Annotated in this window: 14 protein-coding genes; 12 read left to right on the top strand and 2 right to left on the bottom strand. The window is 53.8% G+C overall.

The genetic code is table 11. From position 1 onward, the window contains the following. The first annotated feature begins 318 nt into the window (after nucleotides 1–318). Both putP and AK59_RS0110940 read left to right on the top strand, forming a co-directional pair. Nucleotides 319–1,827 carry a sodium/proline symporter PutP gene (gene putP, locus AK59_RS0110945; RefSeq protein WP_029882760.1) on the top strand — a complete coding sequence of 503 codons (1,509 nt, stop codon included), beginning with the start codon at nucleotides 319–321 and terminating at the stop codon, nucleotides 1,825–1,827. A gap of 117 nt (nucleotides 1,828–1,944) precedes the next feature. Further along, on the top strand, nucleotides 1,945–2,364 hold the full coding sequence (locus AK59_RS0110940; RefSeq protein ID WP_029882759.1) for a DUF3574 domain-containing protein: 420 nt from the start codon (nucleotides 1,945–1,947) through the stop codon (nucleotides 2,362–2,364). Between the two features lie 70 nt (nucleotides 2,365–2,434). Here AK59_RS0110940 and AK59_RS0110935 read toward each other — a convergent pair whose 3' ends face one another. Continuing rightward, nucleotides 2,435–3,619, bottom strand: a complete 1,185-nt coding sequence (locus AK59_RS0110935; protein WP_020689647.1) for a NupC/NupG family nucleoside CNT transporter — start codon at nucleotides 3,617–3,619, stop codon at nucleotides 2,435–2,437. 250 nt (nucleotides 3,620–3,869) lie between these two features. Here AK59_RS0110935 and efeU point away from each other — a divergent pair, with 250 nt between their 5' ends. From efeU to phoH, 4 genes are all read left to right on the top strand, one after another. Then, nucleotides 3,870–4,703 carry an iron uptake transporter permease EfeU gene (efeU, locus tag AK59_RS0110930; RefSeq protein ID WP_013097186.1) on the top strand — a complete coding sequence of 278 codons (834 nt, stop codon included), beginning with the start codon at nucleotides 3,870–3,872 and terminating at the stop codon, nucleotides 4,701–4,703. Nucleotides 4,704–4,746: 43 nt separating this feature from the next. Next, a complete protein-coding gene (gene efeO, locus AK59_RS0110925; RefSeq protein WP_013097185.1) occupies nucleotides 4,747–5,874 on the top strand; it encodes an iron uptake system protein EfeO in 1,128 nt (375 codons plus the stop codon). Between the two features lie 5 nt (nucleotides 5,875–5,879). After that, nucleotides 5,880–7,163: an iron uptake transporter deferrochelatase/peroxidase subunit gene (gene efeB, locus AK59_RS0110920; RefSeq protein WP_029882758.1), complete on the top strand. Its 1,284-nt coding sequence runs from the start codon at nucleotides 5,880–5,882 to the stop codon at nucleotides 7,161–7,163. Nucleotides 7,164–7,663: 500 nt separating this feature from the next. Further along, nucleotides 7,664–8,455, top strand: coding sequence for a phosphate starvation-inducible protein PhoH (gene phoH, locus AK59_RS0110910; RefSeq protein ID WP_013097183.1), 792 nt, complete (start codon nucleotides 7,664–7,666; stop codon nucleotides 8,453–8,455). Here phoH and AK59_RS1000000124955 read toward each other — a convergent pair. Beyond that, complete coding sequence (locus AK59_RS1000000124955; RefSeq protein ID WP_156037801.1) at nucleotides 8,443–8,607, bottom strand: hypothetical protein; 165 nt, start codon at nucleotides 8,605–8,607, stop codon at nucleotides 8,443–8,445. The two genes, phoH and AK59_RS1000000124955, sit on opposite strands and share 13 nt — an antisense overlap. Nucleotides 8,608–8,868: 261 nt before the next feature. Here AK59_RS1000000124955 and AK59_RS0110905 point away from each other — a divergent pair, with 261 nt between their 5' ends. The 6 genes from AK59_RS0110905 to AK59_RS1000000124055 all read left to right on the top strand — a co-directional run. Next, the gene (locus AK59_RS0110905) at nucleotides 8,869–10,374 is read left to right on the top strand and encodes an alanine/glycine:cation symporter family protein (protein ID WP_029882757.1); all 1,506 of its coding nucleotides are present in this window, start codon (nucleotides 8,869–8,871) and stop codon (nucleotides 10,372–10,374) included. A gap of 258 nt (nucleotides 10,375–10,632) precedes the next feature. Further along, on the top strand, nucleotides 10,633–11,112 hold the full coding sequence (locus AK59_RS0110900; protein ID WP_032618510.1) for a GNAT family N-acetyltransferase: 480 nt from the start codon (nucleotides 10,633–10,635) through the stop codon (nucleotides 11,110–11,112). Nucleotides 11,113–11,578: 466 nt separating this feature from the next. After that, nucleotides 11,579–14,683 (top strand): type I polyketide synthase, encoded by a 3,105-nt coding sequence (locus AK59_RS01000000123690; protein WP_072007030.1) that lies wholly within the window; start codon nucleotides 11,579–11,581, stop codon nucleotides 14,681–14,683. Continuing rightward, nucleotides 14,680–15,822: a MupA/Atu3671 family FMN-dependent luciferase-like monooxygenase gene (locus tag AK59_RS0110890; RefSeq protein ID WP_029882754.1), complete on the top strand. Its 1,143-nt coding sequence runs from the start codon at nucleotides 14,680–14,682 to the stop codon at nucleotides 15,820–15,822. Before AK59_RS01000000123690 ends, AK59_RS0110890 begins: the two co-directional genes overlap by 4 nt. Nucleotides 15,823–15,847: 25 nt before the next feature. Next, a complete protein-coding gene (locus AK59_RS0110885) occupies nucleotides 15,848–17,134 on the top strand; it encodes a hypothetical protein (RefSeq protein ID WP_072007029.1) in 1,287 nt (428 codons plus the stop codon). Between the two features lies 1 nt (nucleotide 17,135). Continuing rightward, nucleotides 17,136–20,479, top strand: a 3,344-nt coding sequence (locus AK59_RS1000000124055) for an AMP-binding protein (RefSeq protein ID WP_156037799.1), incomplete at its 3' end; no start/stop codon positions are given.

Genomic DNA, 20,479 nt, shown 5'->3' with positions numbered 1-20,479 from the left:
TGAAAAATGAATGGATTGTTAACGGATAGTTAGCTGGAAAAAAGCGCTGGCTTCTGCATACGAAGCCTGTTTTTATGCGGTACTTAACACTTTTAAAAGGTGCAACCCGTATAAATGTGAGCGAGTGCAACCTATAGGAAAGACATATAAAACCGGGGATGAATTTGATGTAAATGCAGTGTTAAATCGTTTGTGTGCGAGCACTGCTTACGGCAGGATACGCGCGGCCAACAGAAACACAGATACCCATCACCCCGTTCCGGTGATGACATAACAAGGCAACCCGGACGGTTGTCGCTCGACTTTTGGAGAATTTGAATGGCAATGAGCACACCGATGCTGGTGACATTTCTCGTTTATATTTTTGGCATGATCCTGATAGGGTTTTTGGCATGGCGTTCTACAAAGAACTTTGACGACTACATTCTGGGTGGCCGCAGTTTAGGCCCAATGGTGACTGCGCTTTCTGCGGGGGCATCGGACATGAGTGGCTGGCTGCTGATGGGGCTGCCGGGTGCGATTTTCATCTCCGGCATCTCTGAAAGCTGGATCGCCATTGGCCTGACTCTCGGGGCGTGGATTAACTGGAAGCTGGTAGCAGGCCGTCTGCGCGTGCATACCGAAGTGAACAACAACGCCCTGACGCTGCCGGATTATTTCACCGGCCGTTTCGAAGATAACAGCCGCATCCTGCGCATTATCTCGGCGGTGGTGATCCTGCTGTTCTTCACTATTTATTGTGCCTCCGGCATTGTGGCCGGTGCGCGTCTGTTCGAAAGCACCTTCGGCATGAGCTACGAAACCGCCCTGTGGGCCGGTGCGGCGGCTACCATCCTCTACACCTTCGTGGGTGGGTTCCTGGCGGTAAGCTGGACCGACACCGTGCAGGCGAGCCTGATGATTTTCGCCCTGATCCTGACCCCGGTGATTGTGATCTTCACCGTTGGTGGTTTTGGCGAGTCGCTGGAAGTGATCAAGCAGAAGAGCATTGAAAACGTCGATATGCTGAAAGGGCTGAACTTTGTTGCCATCGTCTCCCTGATGGGCTGGGGTCTGGGCTATTTCGGTCAGCCGCATATCCTGGCGCGCTTTATGGCGGCCGACTCTCACCACACCATCGTTCATGCGCGTCGCATCAGTATGACGTGGATGATCCTCTGCCTGGCAGGGGCGTGCGCGGTGGGCTTCTTTGGCATTGCATACTTCAACAACAACCCGGCGCAGGCGGGCGCGGTAAACCAGAACGCCGAGCGTGTGTTTATCGAGCTGGCGCAGGTGCTGTTTAACCCGTGGATCGCCGGTATTCTGCTCTCCGCTATTCTGGCGGCGGTGATGTCCACCCTGAGCTGCCAGCTGCTGGTCTGCTCCAGTGCGATCACCGAAGACCTCTACAAGGCATTCCTGCGTAAAGGCGCAAGCCAGAAAGAGCTGGTATGGGTAGGGCGCTTCATGGTGCTGGTTGTGGCGCTGGTGGCCATTGCGCTGGCGTCGAACCCGGAAAACCGCGTGCTGGGTCTGGTGAGCTACGCGTGGGCGGGCTTTGGTGCGGCGTTTGGTCCGGTGGTGCTGTTCTCCGTGATGTGGTCGCGTATGACCCGTAACGGCGCGCTGGCGGGGATGATTATCGGTGCGGTCACGGTTATCGTCTGGAAACAGTTCGCGTGGCTGGGTCTGTACGAAATTATCCCGGGCTTCATCTTCGGCAGTCTCGGTATTGTGGTCTTTAGCCTGCTGGGTAAAGCGCCGTCTGCCTCCATGCAGAAACGCTTTGCGGAAGCGGATGCCCATTACCACACTGCGCCGCCGACGAAGCTCCAGGCTGAGTAATTTTTCTTCCTGCACACTGTAAGCCGGGTGAGCGTCAGCACCACCCGGCTTTTTTCTTGCCAAAATCCGTAATTTACGGTGATATCGCTGCACTTATAACAATGAGGATAGCGAAGCATGACAATCAAAACAGGGTTACTGGCAGTGGCATTCCTGATGCTGGCTGGCTGTACGGCACCGTCGCAGCATACGGCGACTGACACCTGCAAAGTGGATAACCAGATGCAGCAGACCACGCTCTATTTCGGCTTAAATCGTCCGGCCGGGGCGCAGATCACCCCCGACGAGTGGCAGCAGTTTGTTGACCGGGACGTGACGCCGCGTTTTCGTGATGGCTTAACGGTGTTTGATGCGCGCGGACAGTGGCTGGGCAACGACGGTAAAGTGGCGCGTGAGCCGAGCAAGGCGTTGATGCTGATCCACGGAAAAGATGCGCAGAGCGAGAAGAACATTGAGGCGTTACGCGGTATCTATAAATCCCGCTTTGCGCAGGAGTCGGTGATGCGGGTCGATCAGCCGGTGTGTGTGCAGTTTTAAAGAAAACGGCGGGATAACCCGCCGTTGTTGCATCGTAGGCCGGGATCGCTGCGCGCCACCCGGCATCACATCACAATACCAGGCCCGCAAAGCTCGCCGACAGCAAACTCACCAGCGTCGCGCCATACACCAGACGCAGACCAAACCGCGACACCACGTTGCCCTGCTGCTCGTTCAGGCCCTTGATTGCACCTGCGACAATACCGATGGAGGCGAAGTTGGCGAACGACACCAGGAACACGGATAAAATCCCCAGCCCGCGCGGTGACATCTGATGCGCAATTTTTTGCAGCTCAATCATCGCCACAAATTCATTCGCTACCAGCTTAGTTGCCATAATACTGCCGGCATTTAAGGCATCGCTCAGCGGAATACCCACCAGCCACGCCAGCGGATAAAACACATAGCCCAGGATCTGCTGGAAGCTCATGCCAAATACGCTGGAGAAGAGGGCGTTAATGGCGCTAATAAGCGCAATAAAGCCAATCAGCATCGCCAGAATAATCATCGCCACTTTAAAACCGGCCAGAATATACTCGCCCAGCATTTCGAAGAAGCTCTGGGATTCATGCAATTTTTCGAGCTTAATATCCGGCTCCGCTTCCGGGCGAACCGGGTTGATGACGGAGAGAATAATAAAGGTGCTGAACATGTTCAGAATGAGCGCCGCCACCACAAATTTAGCGTCGAGCATGGTCATATAGGCACCGACAATCGACAGGGAGACGGTCGACATGGCCGTGGCCGCCATGGTGAACAGACGACGTGACGAGAGATCGCCCAGTACGCCCTTGTAGGCAATAAAGTTTTCAGACTGTCCGAGGATCAGCGAACTCACCGCGTTAAAGGATTCCAGCTTGCCCATGCCGTTCAGTTTTGACAGCAGCGTGCCAATCAGCCGAATAAAAATCGGCAGAATGCGCCAGTGCTGAAGAATACCAATGAGTGCGGAGATAAAAATAATCGGGCAAAGCACGCCGAGGAAAATGAACGCCAGCCCTTTTTCACCCATTCCGCCAAAGACGAAATTGGTCCCTTCGCCGGCAAATTTCAGCAGTGATTCAAAGAAACCGGAGACGTATTTAATCAGGAATAACCCGCTTTCGGCGTGCAGGAAAAAGAACGCCAGCGCAATTTCAATAACGATCAGCTGTAAAACAAAGCGAATGCGAATTTTTCGGCGGTCAAAACTTACCAGCCAGGCAAGCGCAAGAATAATCACCAGCGCCAGCAGGAAATGGACAATCTTAAACATGGTTTATTTTCGGTTAGTTTGCGAGGCGGATATTTAGCCACAGCGCTGATTAACCGTAAATGGGCATTTTCGTTATACCTTATAAACCGGAACGTCACGAGCGCAACTATTACCCCGCGATGCGTTTACAACTCGTCATCAAAAACCACACATTTCGCTTGTTTTTCTTATCGCCGTAATGATAATCACTATCACAAGAATTTACCTTTCTTTGCATCAGTTGACCGCGATAAACATTTAGGGTGTCTGCATGTTTGTTCCATTTCTCATTATGTTACGCGAAGGCCTGGAAGCGGCCCTCATTGTTAGCCTCATCGCCAGTTATCTGAAGCGAACCCAGCGCGGTCGCTGGATTGGGGTGATGTGGATAGGGGTTTTCCTCGCCGCTGCGCTCTGTCTGGGCCTGGGCATTCTGATCAATGAAACCACCGGTGAATTCCCGCAGAAAGAGCAGGAGCTGTTCGAAGGTATCGTTGCCGTGATAGCGGTGGTGATCCTCACCTGGATGGTGTTCTGGATGCGTAAAGTCTCGCGTAACGTGAAGGTGCAACTGGAGCAGGCGGTAGATAATGCCCTGCAGAAGGGAAATCATCACGGCTGGGCGCTGATCATGATGGTCTTTTTCGCCGTGGCGCGTGAAGGTCTGGAATCCGTTTTCTTCCTGCTGGCTGCCTTTCAGCAGGATGTGGGGATCTGGCCACCGCTGGGGGCGATGCTGGGGCTGGCAACGGCCGTGGTGCTGGGTTTCCTGCTCTACTGGGGTGGCATTCGCCTGAACCTGGGGGCCTTCTTTAAATGGACCAGCCTGTTCATTTTGCTGGTGGCCGCAGGGCTGGCGGCAGGGGCGATCCGCGCTTTCCATGAGGCGGGTCTGTGGAACCACTTCCAGGATGTGGCGTTCGATCTTAGCAATGTTCTTTCTACCCATTCACTGACCGGCACGCTGCTCGAAGGGATCTTCGGCTATCAGGAAACGCCAAGCGTCAGTGAAGTGGCGATGTACTTTATCTATCTTATTCCGGCGCTGGCGCTGTTCTTTATGCCATCGCGCCCCAGCGCTCAGCCGTCGCGTACTGCGCCCTGATGTGCTTACTGTAGTTACAACATACTTTTAAAAGGGAAGGGTCATGGCAATTCAATTTCGTCGTAGTGCGTTACAGGTTGGTGTGGCAGCGCTTGTTGCTTCTGCCTTCGCCGCTCAGGCTGCTGATATTCCACAGGTCAAGGTGACGGTGAATGATAAGCAGTGTGAGCCGATGACCATTACGGTCAACAGCGGTAAGACACAATTTATTATTCAGAACCACAGCCAGAAAGCGCTGGAGTGGGAAATTCTCAAAGGCGTGATGGTCGTGGAAGAGCGCGAAAATATCGCGCCGGGCTTTAGCCAGAAAATGACGGCTAACCTGCAGCCGGGTGAATATGACATGACCTGCGGTCTGCTGACCAACCCGAAAGGTAAGCTCATCGTTAAGGGGAATGCCACAGCGGATGCCGCGAAAGGCACGGCCTTGCTGAGCCTGGGCGATGCCATCACCGCTTATAAAGCGTATGTCATCAAAGAGACGGCAGACCTGGCAGCGGGAACCAAAGCCTTTACGGATGCGGTGAAAGCGGGCGATATCGACAAAGCGAAATCCCTGTATGCGCCCACCCGTCAGCACTACGAGCGCATTGAGCCGATTGCGGAGCTGTTCTCCGATCTTGATGGCAGCATTGATGCCCGTGAAGACGATTACGAGCAGAAAGCGGCCGATCCAAAATTCACCGGCTTCCACCGTCTGGAGAAAGCCCTGTTTGGCGATAACTCCACCAAAGGGATGGAGAAGTATGCCGATCAGCTCAACAGCGACGTGCTGGAGCTGCAAAAGCGCATCAGCGAGCTGGCCTTCCCGCCATCTAAAGTGGTGGGCGGTGCGGCCGGACTGATTGAAGAAGTGGCCGCCAGCAAAATCAGCGGTGAAGAAGATCGCTACAGCCATACTGATCTGTGGGATTTCCAGGCGAACGTCGATGGCGCACAGAAAATTGTTAACCTGCTGCGCCCACAGCTGCAGAAAGAGAACAGCGAGCTGCTGGCAAAAGTGGATGCCAACTTTAAGAAAGTCGACACCATTCTGGCGAAGTACCGCACCAAAGACGGGTTTGAAACCTACGACAAACTGACCGACGCAGACCGTAACGCGCTGAAAGGCCCGATTACCACCCTGGCGGAAGATCTCTCCCTGCTGCGTGGCGTACTGGGTCTGGACTAAGCACGATGAACAAGCATGACGAATACGACGTGGCAGAACCGTCACGTCGTCGGTTGTTGAAAGGGGTAGGGGCGCTGGGGGGCGCATTTGCCCTGGCCGGAGGGTGTCCGGTGGCACATGCGGCAAAACCGCAAAGTGCGCCCGGTACGCTGTCACCGGATGCCCGTATGGAGACGCAGCCTTTCTATGGCGAACATCAGGCGGGCATTCTGACACCACAGCAGGCCTCCATGATGCTGGTGGCCTTTGATTCGCTGGCAAGTGATAAAGCTGACCTGGAGCGCCTGTTTCGCCTGCTCACCACCCGCATCGCGTTTCTGACTGCAGGGGGACCGGCGCCAGAAACGCCAAATCCACGACTGCCGCCAATGGACTCGGGGATCTTAGGGTCGTTCATCGCCCCGGATAATCTGACCATTACGGTGTCGCTGGGCGAATCGCTGTTTGATGAACGTTACGGGCTGGCAAAACAGAAGCCGAAAGCGCTGCAAAAAATGACGCGTTTCCCGAATGACTCGCTGGATGCCGCTCTCTGCCACGGCGATCTGCTCCTGCAGATTTGCGCTAACACGCAGGACACGGTGATCCACGCTCTGCGGGATATCATCAAACACACGCCTGATCTGTTGAGCGTGCGCTGGAAGCGGGAAGGGTTTATCTCTGACCATGCTGCCCGCAGCAAAGGCAAAGAGACGCCGGTGAACCTGCTGGGCTTTAAGGATGGCACCGCCAACCCGGACAGCAGCAACGGCGCGCTAATGAAAGAGGTCGTCTGGGTCACAGCCGATCAGGGTGAGCCTGCCTGGGCCGTGGGCGGGAGCTATCAGGCGGTGCGGGTGATTCAGTTCCATGTGGAATTCTGGGACCGCACGCCGCTTAAAGAGCAGCAGACGATCTTTGGCCGTGACAAGCAGAGCGGGGCGCCGCTTGGCATGAAGCACGAGCATGATGTGCCGGATTACGCCAGCGATCCTAATGGCGATACCATTGCACTGGACAGTCACATCCGGCTGGCGAACCCGCGCACCAAAGAGACGCAGTCAAGCCTGATGATGCGCCGGGGCTATAGCTACTCGCTGGGGGTGACCAATTCCGGTCAGCTGGATATGGGACTGCTGTTTGTCTGCTATCAGCACGATCTGGAGAAGGGTTTCCTCACCGTGCAGAAGCGGTTAAACGGCGAAGCGCTGGAAGAGTACGTTAAACCTATCGGCGGCGGCTATTTCTTCGCGCTGCCAGGCGTGCGCGATTCGAACGCCTGGCTCGCGCAAGGGCTGATAGAAGCCTGATAATTGTCCCTGCGATAGTTCGCGGGGACATTATTTTTTCATATGACTATCCCTCTGTTATATTTCTGTAATATTCCTATATGAGACTGTTTTCAACTGCAGGAGCAGTCTTAAAAGTTGCATTCGGGTAAAATAAATGTTGCATTTATGATAATCCCTGATGTACTTAAGATAAGACAGCGGTAGTTCCCGGCAGTGATGCTGAATCACTATGGAGATCGCGAATGGTATCGTCCTGTACTGGACAAGGTAAACACAACAACCGCAGTACCCGGCGCGGAGGCTCAGACTCCGGCAGCGATTTCCTCACCACTAAATTCTCCCCTTCTATTCAGAAACCAGATTCTACCGACGTGCAGAATGGTGCGCGTAGCTATTCTGTATCGTCATCCGGCAAGGCAAGCAATGGCTTACAAGGAAGCCAACCCTCTGATGTTCGTGCGCATAATCGTGCCGAAACTGGCGCGTGTGATGAATACCAACAACTCAAGGTGCTATCCATGGGAAGACAAAAAGCAGTGATCAAAGCTCGTCGCGAAGCAAAACGTGTGCTGAGACGGGATTCACGTAGTCATAAACAGCGTGAAGAAGAATCGGTCACCTCGCTTGTGCAGATGAGTGGCGTAGAAGCAATTGGCATGGCGCGGGACAGCCGTGATAATTCCCCAATTGTGGCGCGCAATGAGGCTCAGGCGCACTACCTGAATGCTATCGAGAGTAAACAGCTCATCTTTGCAACCGGTGAAGCCGGATGCGGGAAAACCTGGATCAGTGCAGCCAAAGCAGCGGAGGCCCTGATCCATAAGGACGTGGAGAGAATTATTGTTACCCGTCCGGTACTGCAAGCTGATGAAGATCTCGGCTTCTTGCCCGGTGACATATCGGAGAAGTTTGCCCCTTACTTCAGGCCCGTTTATGACGTGCTAGTGAAGCGACTGGGTGCATCCTTTATGCAGTACTGCCTGCGACCAGAGATTGGCAAGGTGGAAATCGCGCCGTTCGCCTATATGCGCGGACGTACATTTGAAAATGCGGTCGTCATTCTTGACGAGGCTCAGAACGTGACCGCTGCGCAAATGAAGATGTTCTTAACGCGCCTCGGGGAGAACGTGACGGTTATCGTCAATGGCGATATTACCCAGTGCGACCTGCCATCTGGCGTGAAATCCGGCTTGAGCGACGCCATGTCACGTTTTGAGGAAGACGACATGATTGGGGTAGTACGCTTTACCAAAGAAGATTGTGTGCGGTCGGCGCTGTGCCAGCGCACGCTGGAAGTTTATTCCGACTGACGGTAAAACATCGCCGTTTTACCGCCCAGCTCACCTGTCATCCCTTCCCGGCGTAATGCCGGGAAGCTTCGTTTATTTCTTCTCGCGACTCGCGTCTGGTTGTCTTTTAAAAGATTGCCTGTCTTGTGGAATTCATCATGTCGGTTATTCATTTTTGACGCTGGTTTTTTATCACGCTCAGCGAAATGTGATGTGTATTTATAATATCCACAAAATACCCATGAATATCATGATCGCGCTAATTGTTCGCTCAAATTTAAACGTGAATGTTGTCACATAATGTTACTAAGATGTGAAAATTAAGTTGGTGTATTGTGGCGAATTCTCTATGTTTCGTACTGATTCAAACAACATTCTAACAAGAAAATCCTATGGGGAACCGTTTCCCTGGAACATCACGTTGAGGGTCATACATGAACGAACTGGTTGGTGCAATTAACGGTGTTATCTGGAGCCCGGCGTTAATATTTTTATGTCTGGGTGTCGGCCTCTATTTCTCATTACGTAGTCGTTTTTTGCAGTTACGTCATTTAAAACATATGATTACCTTAATGTTCCAGGGGCGTCCTACCGATGCTGGCGTATCGTCTTTCCAGGCACTGACGATGACGCTGGCAGGGCGTGTAGGGACCGGGAACATTGCTGGCGTCGCCACCGCTATCACCTTCGGTGGACCGGGCGCACTTTTCTGGATGTGGATGGTGGCGTTTTTGGGGGCCAGTTCTGCGTTTGTGGAATCTACGTTGGGCCAGGTTTATAAAGAAAAAATCAATGGTGAATATCGTGGCGGTCCTGCCTTTTATATTGAAAAAGGCTTAGGCGTTAAATGGTATGCATGGTTATTTGCCATCGTCACCATTTTCTCCTGCGGTTTATTAATGCCAGGGGTACAAGCAAACTCGATTGGTGCCAGCCTGGAGATTGCATTTGGGCTTGATCCAAATGTCACGGCGGCACTACTTGCCGTACTGTTAAGCTTTATTATTTTCGGTGGTGTGAAAAGGATCGCCAGTTTTAGCAGTATGGTCGTTCCGTTTATGGCGCTCGGCTATATTATTGTGGCTTGCGTTATTATCGCCATTAATATTACCGAGCTTCCTGGTGTGATTCTGTTGATCTGGAAAAGCGCTTTTGGTCTGGAAGCTGGTTTTGGTGCCATTCTTGGTCAGGCTATCATGTGGGGCGTTAAGCGCGGGGTCTATTCCAATGAGGCGGCGCAAGGTACCGGGCCGCATGCGTCATCTGCGGCGGCAGTGAGCCATCCGGTGAAGCAGGGGCTGGTTCAGGCTTTCTCGGTCTATATCGACACGCTGTTTGTCTGCTCGGCGACCGGGTTTATGCTGTTGATCACCGGTCTGTATAACGTCCAGGGCATTGACGGTGCTGCACTCTACACCGGTATTTCCGGCGTGGCAGCAGGGCCTGGCTATGTGCAGACGGCAATGGAAAGTATGATGCCAGGCTTTGGTAATTACTTTGTTGCTGTTGCGCTGTTCTTCTTTGCCTTCACGACCATTATTGCTTACTACTATATTGCTGAAACCAATATCGCCTTCATCAACCGTAAAATTCACCGTCCATGGCTGACATTCGTGCTCAAATTATGCCTGATGGCTTCAACGGTATATGGCACAGTTCGTACGGCGGATCTGGCATGGGGGCTGGGGGATATTGGGGTAGGGCTGATGGCATGGCTTAACATTATTGCCATTGTGCTTTTACATAAAAAAGCGTTTGCCAGCCTTAAGGATTATGAAATTCAGAATGCGCAGGGGGTGGATCCGCACTTTGACCCGATTCGACTGGGGATTAAAAATGCGGACTACTGGCTGGAAGAGCGTAAAGATGAACCTGCTGCAAATCCAGAACAGACGACTTCTGTCGTGAGAGAGCAGAACGCAGGGAAACTGAACAATTAATGGTGTAACAGTTATAACGGGCATAGAAGAGGAGACTCGCTATGCCCTGGACTGAGACCCGACCTATGCAACGTCTTGATTTTATACGTGCCTGCCATGTAGGTACGGACTCCTTTTCAACCTACGACAGTGAACGCATCTGAAAGAATAAGATGGCTGGATATTCTGGACTCGGGCAGAAAAAGCTATAGTGGATTATCAGATTTAAGATGTTGGGCATTTTTCTTCAATTTGAACCTAAACGTAGAGAAAGTGGTAATGAATCATTGCGGAGCAGATATACATTTCAAGGTAAGCTCAACTCCCGACCAGGATCCTAATGCCATTAATATAATTAATAAGTTAAATGGCATATTAAGTATGATTACTGGCAATGATGGAGCGGCGAACATCAGATTAACAGACTTTGAGCATACGAGAGCGCTCTTTATTCTTGCCTGGAGAAACGATCAGGTTATTGGCTGCGGTGGTTTTCGGCCTTTTGCAGCTGATACGGCTGAGTTAAAAAGAATGTTTGTTGCCGAATCCCGCCAGGGAACAGGAGTTGCGCTTTTAAAAGAACTTGAAAAACAGGCCCGCGCTATGCATTACAAAAAAATCATCCTGGAAACGAGATGTGTAAACAAAATTGCCGTCAATTTCTATCTGAAGAATGGTTATCAATACATTGAAAACTATGGTGTTTATAAGGGGAGAGAAGATGCGGTTTGTTTTGCAAAAGCCCTGACCTCTATCTGACATTCATTCTGGCGGGTGCTATTTCCACCCGCACTTCTCCTGTTTACATTCCTTCTCCTGAACTTTTCTGCTTTATCAGTTTTGATGATAATATATTATATATCACAGCCTTTTCATCTGAGGATAATTAAGCGCGGCTTAATGTTTATTGATCCTTCATTAAATGAAATTTATTCATTTTCTCAGTTTTTAACTTATTAAAATTTCCATACAATGGAAAGCAGGTGAAGTTTCTACTTTGTGATATTTACTACCCATCATTATTCTAATTTTTCCAATTTTATTGGTTATTCATTCTGTAACAAAAATGTAAAGATAATATTGACATAATGTTTTTCGAGGGTTAGCTTCTGTTGTGTTTAACTTGGTTGACCATGTGGAAAATAATCACTCGTACTGAGATAGTATTTTTCGGGAGTTAATGGTTTAGACAGCATTGTTATTTAACTATATGACGGGAGCATGTGTGAAAATTGCAATAGTCTCGATGCAAGGCTTATTTCCAGGTGCTTCTGATGTTACTGCTTTATGGGATAATATAAAAAAAGGTGATGTTTCAATTTCTGCTTTTGCGCCGACAAATACTGAAAGCTCAGGTCAGAAATGGATTCATCGACGCCCGCTTTTGACCGATCCAGAATGGTTTGATGCTGCTTTTTTTGGCTATTCATCTATTGAAGCAGAAGCCCTCGATCCGCAGTTGCGATTATTAATGGAACAAGGCTGGTTGGCACTTGAGCAGGCAGGGGCCACTAGCGAAGAGCATCGTCTTCGGACGGGAGTCTTTGCAGGGGTCCGCCATTCCCGCTATTTTGAGGAGCATCTGCAATATAGCTCCCGTCATAATTCTTCCCTTGGGAAAGATTATCTTCAAATGATGAACCGAAAAGACAGTGCGGCAACATTACTTGCTTATCGTCTTGGTTTAGGTGGGCCTGCAATAAGCGTAAACACAGCCTGTTCTACTTCTCTCCTTGCGGTACATTTGGCCTGTAATAGCCTGCTCACATGGGAATGCGATATTGCATTGGCCGGCGGGGCGGCAATTCCAGCGTTTTCCCCTGAATCTCAACCTGTAGTTACGGGTGGCTTTCTGTCGTCTGATGGGTTATGCCGTCCTTTTTCACGTCATGCGAACGGAACAATCGATGGGGCTGGCGTGGCGATGGTAGCGCTCAAACGGCTGGAGGACGCCTTACGTGATGGCAATGAGATTCATTGCGTCATCATGGGCAGCGCGGTGAATAATGATGGCAATGATAAGGTCGGCTATTCCGCGCCGGGGATCAACGGTCAGATGCGGGTCATCAGCGAAGCGCTGGCTGTCTCGGAGGTCCCGGTTGATGAGATTGATTACGTCGAAGCGCACGGTACCGGAACGCAGTTAGGCGATCCTATTGAGTTCAGGGCGTTAACTCAGGCATGGCGGAAACATACTTCCGCAAGGGCTTTTTGTTCACTGGGCTCGATCAAGGCCAATATAGGCCACTGTGGAGCGGCGGCTGGCGTTATCGGGTTGATTAAAGCCTGCTGCATTGTACGCGATGGCGTGATTCCGCCTCAGCCTTATGCCGACGAGCCTCACCCTGAACTGGATTTAGAAAACTCACCTTTTCGTCTGACTCAGCGGACAGAAACCCTTGCGGACAAGGCAAGACTCCGACATGCGGCGGTCAGCAGCTTTGGGATTGGCGGCACCAATGTGCACATGATTGTTCAACAGCCGCCGAAACGTCAGCCGTCCATCGCTTCGCCGACGCCCGGGGCATTACTGCTGCTTTCAGCAAAAAGCGCTCGCGCGCTGGAAAAACAGCGCGATCTTCTACTGCTAACGCTGCGTGAACGCCCGGAATCCGATCTGGCCGGCATAGCCAACACACTGGCGTTAGGGCGAAGCCACTTCCCTTGGCGCATGGCCGTCCAGGCTGACACGAGAGAAGAGGCTATCCAACTGTTGTCGCGCGCCACGCCACCCGGCGAGCTTCCGCGCGATCGGGCTCCGTTGGCATTTTTATTTCCTGGACAGGGTTCGCAACACACCGCAATGACGATGACGCTATACCAACGGGATGCAGAGTATCGTCGCTGGCTCGATCTGGTGGCGCAACGTTTCCGGGAGCAAACCACAATTAATATACTGGAATTGTTGCAGCTCGACGGACAAGCGCTGAAGGCTACGGAGTATGCGCAACCGGCGCTATTTGCCGTTGAGTGGGCGCTGGCTCAGTGGTGGATAGCGCAGGGTGTTGTGCCGTCGATCATGCTGGGCCACAGCATAGGTGAATGGGTCGCAGCCTGTCTTGCCGGGATCTTTACGCTGGATGATGCCGTCAGGCTGGTTGCGCTCCGGGGGCGCCTGATGCAGGCTGCGCCCGAAGGACAGATGCTCTCCGTGGCGGCTGGTGCTGAAGAGATTATCCCGCTCATCACCCCTGGTGTAGAGATTGCGGTGATCAACCGGCATGACAATGTGGTTGTTGGCGGCTCCGCTGTGGATATTGCCCGATTTGCAGAAAAATTAACGGCGTTGGGTATCGTGTACCGGGTATTGCAAACCTCACATGCCTTCCATACCTCTTCTATGTTGGCTGCGGAAAAGGCTTTCCGGGCGGCCGTTGAGGAGGTGCCCAAACGTACGCCAGAGATCCCTTTGATCTCCAATGTGACGGGGGACATTCTGACTGACGAGCAGGCGCTGTCGGCGGATTATTGGGCTACGCATATCAGCAAAACGGTACGTTTTGCTGAGGGTGTCGCCGTGCTTAACGCACTCCAGGCAGGAATTGCGCTTGAGTGTGGTCCCGGTACGGTGCTGACCTCGCTCCTCGCAAATGCTCTACCTTGCGCCGTTCGTATCAATAGCCAGCCCCACGCCACACATGAAACGGCGTCGTTCAGCACATTGCGCCAGGCCGCCGGCTCGGTCTGGGCACAGCACCAACTGCCCGATCTCCACTTGCTATTCACCGCTCCCCTGGATCTGCACCATTTCGCATTGCCTGGCTACCCGTTTGATCGTCAGCGTCACTGGGTGATGCCGCAGGAAGGGCTGCAGAGAGAAAAACTCGGCCAGCTACTGGCCAACAATGGTGTGGTGCTCACTCTGGGCGAACAACGCTATGAAAGCCTGTCGTCTATTCAGGCGTTGATAGATTCACTCAGTTTGCCCTCGGCTGAAACCGTAACTTCTTCCCCTTCCAGAGAAATGACCGCTATGCAACCACAAATCTCACCTTCCGAGAGTGATATTCATGCGCAAATCGCGGCGATATGGCGCGACGTTCTGGGTAGTGCCGATATTGACCCGGATGAGAATTTCTTTGATTCAGGCGGTAATTCGCTCTGGGCATTGCAAATTGTCAGCAAGGTCAACGTGCTCTACGGGTGTGATATTCACCTGACGGAGCTGCTGCATGCCGCCACGATCAACGAGCTGGCCGCGCTGGTTGAGCTCCGTCTGCTAAATTCGGTCGATGACGACGCCCTGAATGAATTGTTAACGGACCTTGGCGAGCTCTCGCCGGAGGAGTTGTCCGCCTTGTTGGATGAAACGCAGGGGACGAAACCGTGAACGACATTATCAAAGAAAAACTGGCTGGACTGACGCCAGTGCAGCGTGAACAGTTGCGCATGCGACGTCAGCAGAAAGCCAGTAAACAGGCGGCTCTGACGCCGGGGTCGGCAGCACAGCTGGACTACAGCCTCTTTTTTTTCTCGGCAGTGGATGAAGCGGGGGCGGCAAACAAGTACGACATGTTGATCCAGTGCGCAGAGTTTGCCGATCAAAATGGCTTTAAGGCGCTCTGGCTACCTGAACGTCATTTTACGCCGTTTGGCGGGTTATATCCGAATCCTTCTGTCCTGGCCGCCGCCCTGGCAACCCGAACCCGACATCTGGAGTTACGGGCCGGCAGCGTTGTCGTGCCGTTACATAACCCGGCGCGCATTGTCGAGGAGTGGTCGGTGGTGGACAACCTGAGCAATGGGCGAGTGGCGCTGGCGCTGGCAAGTGGGTGGCATAAGAAGGATTTCGCGCTGCGCCCCGAAGCCTGGGAAGATCGCCGGGAACGGGTCGCCTCCGGCATAATGCAGATCCGTAAACTATGGCGAGGTGAAGCGGTAACGATGCCGGGAGGCGACGGCGAGCTGGTCAGCGTTTCAACCTGGCCGCGCCCGGTGCAGGAAGAACTGTGCCTCTGGCTAACCTGCAGTTCTGCTCAGGGCTGGACGCGTGCAGGTGAGCTGGGTGCGAACGTGCTGTGCATGATGGGGCATTCTCCGGCGCTGCTGGAAGAAAATATTCAGCGCTACCGCCAGGCTCGTGAAGCGGCGGGTTATCAGGCCGACGACGGCATTATCACCGTGATGCTGCACACCTATCTCGACAACGACATGCAACGGGCTAAGACGCTGGTTCGTGAACCGATGCTGCACTACCTCGAGGAGTATCTGCGCCAGTTTGACAGCTTGGTTGACAGCGACATGCGTAAAAATGTTGAAAGCAACAAGGCTCAGTTTTTGGAGTTTGCCTTCGAACGATACTTTGAGCAGGCGGCGCTGTTCGGCTCGGTAGATAAATGTCGAGCGCTGACCCACTCTCTGGCGCAAATGGGCGTGAAAGAGATTGCCTGTCTGATTGATTTCGGCGTTCCAACCGAACGTGTGATGAACAGCCTGTCATTGCTTAAATCGCTGTTTCCCCGCTCCTGATGATGTTTTCCTGAGGTCTATTACTATGTCAGAAGTTCACTCTTCTTTGTCCTCGCTCAGCCCAGAGGTCAGGCAAAAGCTGCTGGCGCAACTCTCGCAGCGTGCGAAAAATGCATCTGAATCACAAGAATTACTGGAAAACCACCCAGCAGAGTGGCTCACGCTGGACAGACGTCCGCTGTTAACGCTTTTTGCCGCCGGAGAGGAGGCTCCGGTCGATGCGGTTTCCATCACCTGTCTCAATGAGCGCGTGGTCGGAAACGGCTTTAAGCTGCGCGATATTACGCATGGTATCTGCGGTGATTTACCCTTGTTGAGTAATATCCGCCAACTGCCGGAAGGGCGTATTGCCACGCTGACGCTGCCGCGTACCTACGGGCAGATTTATGCGCAAAGCGAAGATGTCGTCCGGCTGGTAGAGCAAAGCCTGGTCATCGCCAAATCTCTGGGGGCAAAAGCGGTCTCGTTGACCGGCCTCATTCCTTCAGCCACACGCTATGGTGAGGCTATCCGCCATCGTGAAGGCATGCCCGTCATTACCACCGGTCACGCCACAACCACTTCGACGGTCGTTTTATCATTGCAGAAGCTACTGGAGACAAGCGGCCGTCGGATGGAGGATGAAGAGGTTAGTTTTATCGGGCTGGGATCGGTGGGTACCGCCGCGCTTAATCTGATGTTGAAGGTCTTGCGACATCCACGCAGTCTGACGTTATGCGATCTCTATTCGCGACGCGAGGTGATGGAGGAAGTGATGCGCGTTATCCGTGAGGAACATGGATTTAGGGGCATGCTTCGTTTCGTGCCGTCCGGGCAGACCTGTCCCGATGAGATCTATGACGCAAGCCTGCTGATTGGCGCGACCAATGTCCCCAATGTGGTGGATGTCTCGCGGTTACGTCCGGGGACATTGATTGTCGACGACTCCGATCCCCACTGCTTCAATGCGAAGAAAGCGATTGAGCGCCTCGAAACGCATGGCGATATTCTCTTTACCGAAGGGGGGGCGTTGCGCACGCCATCCACGGTCCAGCACCGTATTTTTGTACCACAAGCTCTGGAGTGGGCGCTGCACTACCCGGCGGATGATGACAATGCGCACCATATTACGGGCTGTATTTTGTCGAGCCTATTTAGCGGAAAATTTGGCTACCCTGCCACGCTTGGCATGGTTGAACCGGAAGATGCGTTGGCTCATTACCAGGCACTGACCGAGCGCGGCTACCAGGCAGCGAATCTGCACTGTGGGGCCTGGCGTGTGCCAGCGCAGGCCATTGCAACCTTCCGCGCCCGCTTCGGGAAGGAGGTGTAACATGACCTCGCCTGTTGCGCGCGCTCGCTGTTTTCACCATGTGATTCGCCACTGGGCCAGAATCTGCCCGGAAAAAGTCGCGTTTTATTATCTGCCCGACGGTGAGCGCGTGAGCCATACCCTGACCTACGGCGATCTGGACATCAGGGCGCGCCAGGTCGCGATGCTGTTGCAGGAAAATGGTCTGACCCGCCAACCGGTCTTGTTACAGTTTCGTCCCGGTACTGATTTTATCATCGCCTTTTTTGGCTGCCTGTATGCCGGGGCGATAGCCATCTCGGCCTATCCGCCAGCCAGCAATCGCTCGAAGTCAGATCGGCTGGGCAAGCTGATGACCAGCAGTCAGGCAACAACGATTTTCACTAACGAAGAGACGCATGACGATCTGATCCGTGAAGGGTTCGACAACGCCTACCGCGTACTTTGTCTGGAGCAGAGCGCAGGAAACGCGCAAGCGCAATGGGAAGAACCCACGCTTAAGGGGGAGGATATTGCGTTTCTGCAATATTCCTCCGGCTCCACGGGGGACCCAAAAGGCGTCATTGTGACGCATCGTAATATCATGAGTAACCAGCAGGCGATCCAGGAGGGGATGGGTAACGGTCCCCATACGGTTTTTGCCAGCTGGCTGCCACTTTTTCATGATATGGGGCTCATCGGCAATGTTATGCAGCCGCTCTATCTGGGGGTGAGCTGCTGGTTAATGCCGCCGATGGCATTTTTACAAAAACCGGCTCGCTGGCTGCGGCTGATTTCAGAGCAGGGTGTCACCTGTACAGGGGGGCCGGATTTTGCTTACCGCCTGTGCGTCGACAGCGTCAGCGAAGCCGAACGTGAAAATCTGGATCTGTCGCGCTGGGACGTGGCCTATAACGGCGCGGAGCCTGTTCGTAGTGAAACGGTTATCCGCTTTCAGCAGACTTATCAGGCGTATGGGCTGCGCCCTGAGGCGGTATATCCTTGCTACGGCCTTGCTGAAGCAACGCTATTTGTCACCGGAAAGGGGGTGTCACCTGCCGTCACGATCGAGCTGGCGGATCGGGACAAGCTGAGCGCGGGAACTTTCCATCCGACCACCGAAAGCAGTGCGCACGTCCTGGTCGGCAGCGGTACGGTCTGGGGTGGAATGGAGGTGGCGATCGTCGAGCCAAATCAGCGCCGTCAGTTGGACGAGCGGCAAGTGGGTGAGATTTGGCTTAGGGGCGAAAACGTCACTGGCGGTTACTGGAATTCTCTGTCATCAAATGAGGCATTGCTCAGCCTGCTTGAAGGCGACAGCGGCGGTAAATGGCTGCGTTCCGGCGATTTAGGATTTTTTAATAACGGCCAGCTGTTTGTCACGGGGCGTCTGAAAGAGGTGCTGATCGTGCGCGGTCGCAACCACTATCCTCAGGATATTGAAGCTACCATTCAGGCGGCTTCACCTTCGTTTGTCGATGGTAATGGCGTCGCGTTTACCGATGGCGATGAGCTGGTGGTGATTCAGGAAATCCGCCGCAGCGCGTTGCGCCGATATGATGGGCAGGCCTCGCTGTTGGCGGCGCGTAAAGCGGTGGCGGACAAACACGGCCTCTCGCTTTCAAGGCTTATCGCCGTCAAACCCGGTACGGTGGCGAAAACCTCCAGCGGTAAGTTACGCAGGCAATATATGCGCGACCGCTGGCGGCAGGGTGACATTGCCGGATTCGGAGAGGCAACGCTTTCGGCGTCTGATGCCCAACAAACCGTCGCGCATTCGCCACTGATGGCGATGCTTCAGGAGAAAGGCTATCGGCCTGCACCTGAACAGTCGCTTTCCATGCTCGGATTTGATTCGCTACAGCGGCTGGAAATGCATACCCGGCTTGAGCGTGTGCTGGGACGGGCGATCCCGGTCTCGCTTTTATTGGACGATCTGCCGCTGGCTACGCTGGAGACGAACCTTGCAGTATTGCCGGTCACGCAGCCGGTGCCTGACTGCGTGCCGACGCTCGCTATCACGCCCTGGCAAGAAGCGATATGGCTGCATCAGGAGCTTCAGGTCGATACGGCATGCTACAACCTTGCCGCAACCCTCTCCGTTGACCCGGCTCTTTCCGTCGGGTCGGTAACCTGTGCGCTGGTGAACGTGGCCACTGCGCATCCTCAACTGTGTGCAAGGCTCTCCGGGGATGGCTGGCAAGTGACAGAGCCGGGGCCGGTTGACGTTATTGATGCTGACGGCTGGAGCACCTGGTGTCGGCAGGCGTGGATCGCAGCCTTCAGGGCCAGGCCTTTTAACCTTTTTGAAACTGTGCCGTGGCGCTGTGCCCTGTTAAGGCAAGCACAGGGGAAAAACCAGTTGGTGCTGGTGGGTCATCACATCGCCCTTGATTTTAACGGCGCACAGCAGCTGCTGAAGGATGTCCAGCTGGCGCTTGAAGGGAAGCCCCTGGCACCCGCGATCCCTCTTGACCACGCGCTGGGTGTTCTTCATGCCAGTGCGCGTCCTCAGATGCGTGCCGATCCGGCATGGCTGGCAGCTATTGCCACGGCACCCGATGCGATAGATTTTCATCTGCCAGCAGGCCGGAACGAAACGGTCGCCAGCCTGCGCCAGGCTCTTGGTCGGGATGAGGCACTCGCGCTTCGTCAGTTTGCTCAGGAGAATGGGATCACGCTCCCCGTTCTGTTAAGTGCCGCGTTCGCTGCTCTACTGGCGCGCTACAGCGAGGAGTCATGCATCACGCTGGGGATCCCCGTTTCTGTGCGGCCTGAGTCGCTTAACCATTGGGTTGGTAATGCGGTAAATATCCTGCCGCTGCCGCTGCAGATCAGCACCGAAAGCACGATATCGACGCTGATAGCGCAGGCCCAGGAGCGGATGCGCCAGCTCCTGAACCACCGTTTTCTGCCCTACACCGCCTTGCTGGCCCAGGTCAGGGAGCGCGATCCGCAGCGCAGTACGCTCTATCACGCGGTGCTCTCATGCCCTACCGGGGCAGACGCGGATCATGTGCCCGCGTTTATTCCAGGTTCCGCAGCGCAGAGCGCGTTCTCCCTGCTGGCGATCCCAACCCGCGATACGCTGACTCTGGAACTGGAGTTCGATCCGGCGCAGTGCGATCTTGCCTGCGCAGAGCGGCTGTTAGCCCATTTACGGCAATGGTTGGCTGAAGCCACCCCGGCATCGCGCGTGGCAGAGATTAATTACCTGACCTTGCCTGAGCAGGCGAGGGCGGGGCTTCTGGGCTGCGTCACAGACGTGTCGACGACCTGTTCGATCATTGCCGGTTTTAACCAGCAACTGGCAACACAGCCGGACGCCATCGCGGTGGAGGATTGTGAAGGCCAGTGCAGTTACCAGCAACTGGCAGCGTTGGCGGG

Origin of the sequence: Enterobacter sp. T1-1 (assembly GCF_000710795.1) — a bacterium.
In the GTDB taxonomy this organism is placed as follows: domain Bacteria; phylum Pseudomonadota; class Gammaproteobacteria; order Enterobacterales; family Enterobacteriaceae; genus Enterobacter; species Enterobacter cloacae.
The sequence above is the reverse complement of the archived record's forward strand: the minus strand, read 5'-3'. Positions and strand labels throughout refer to the sequence as shown.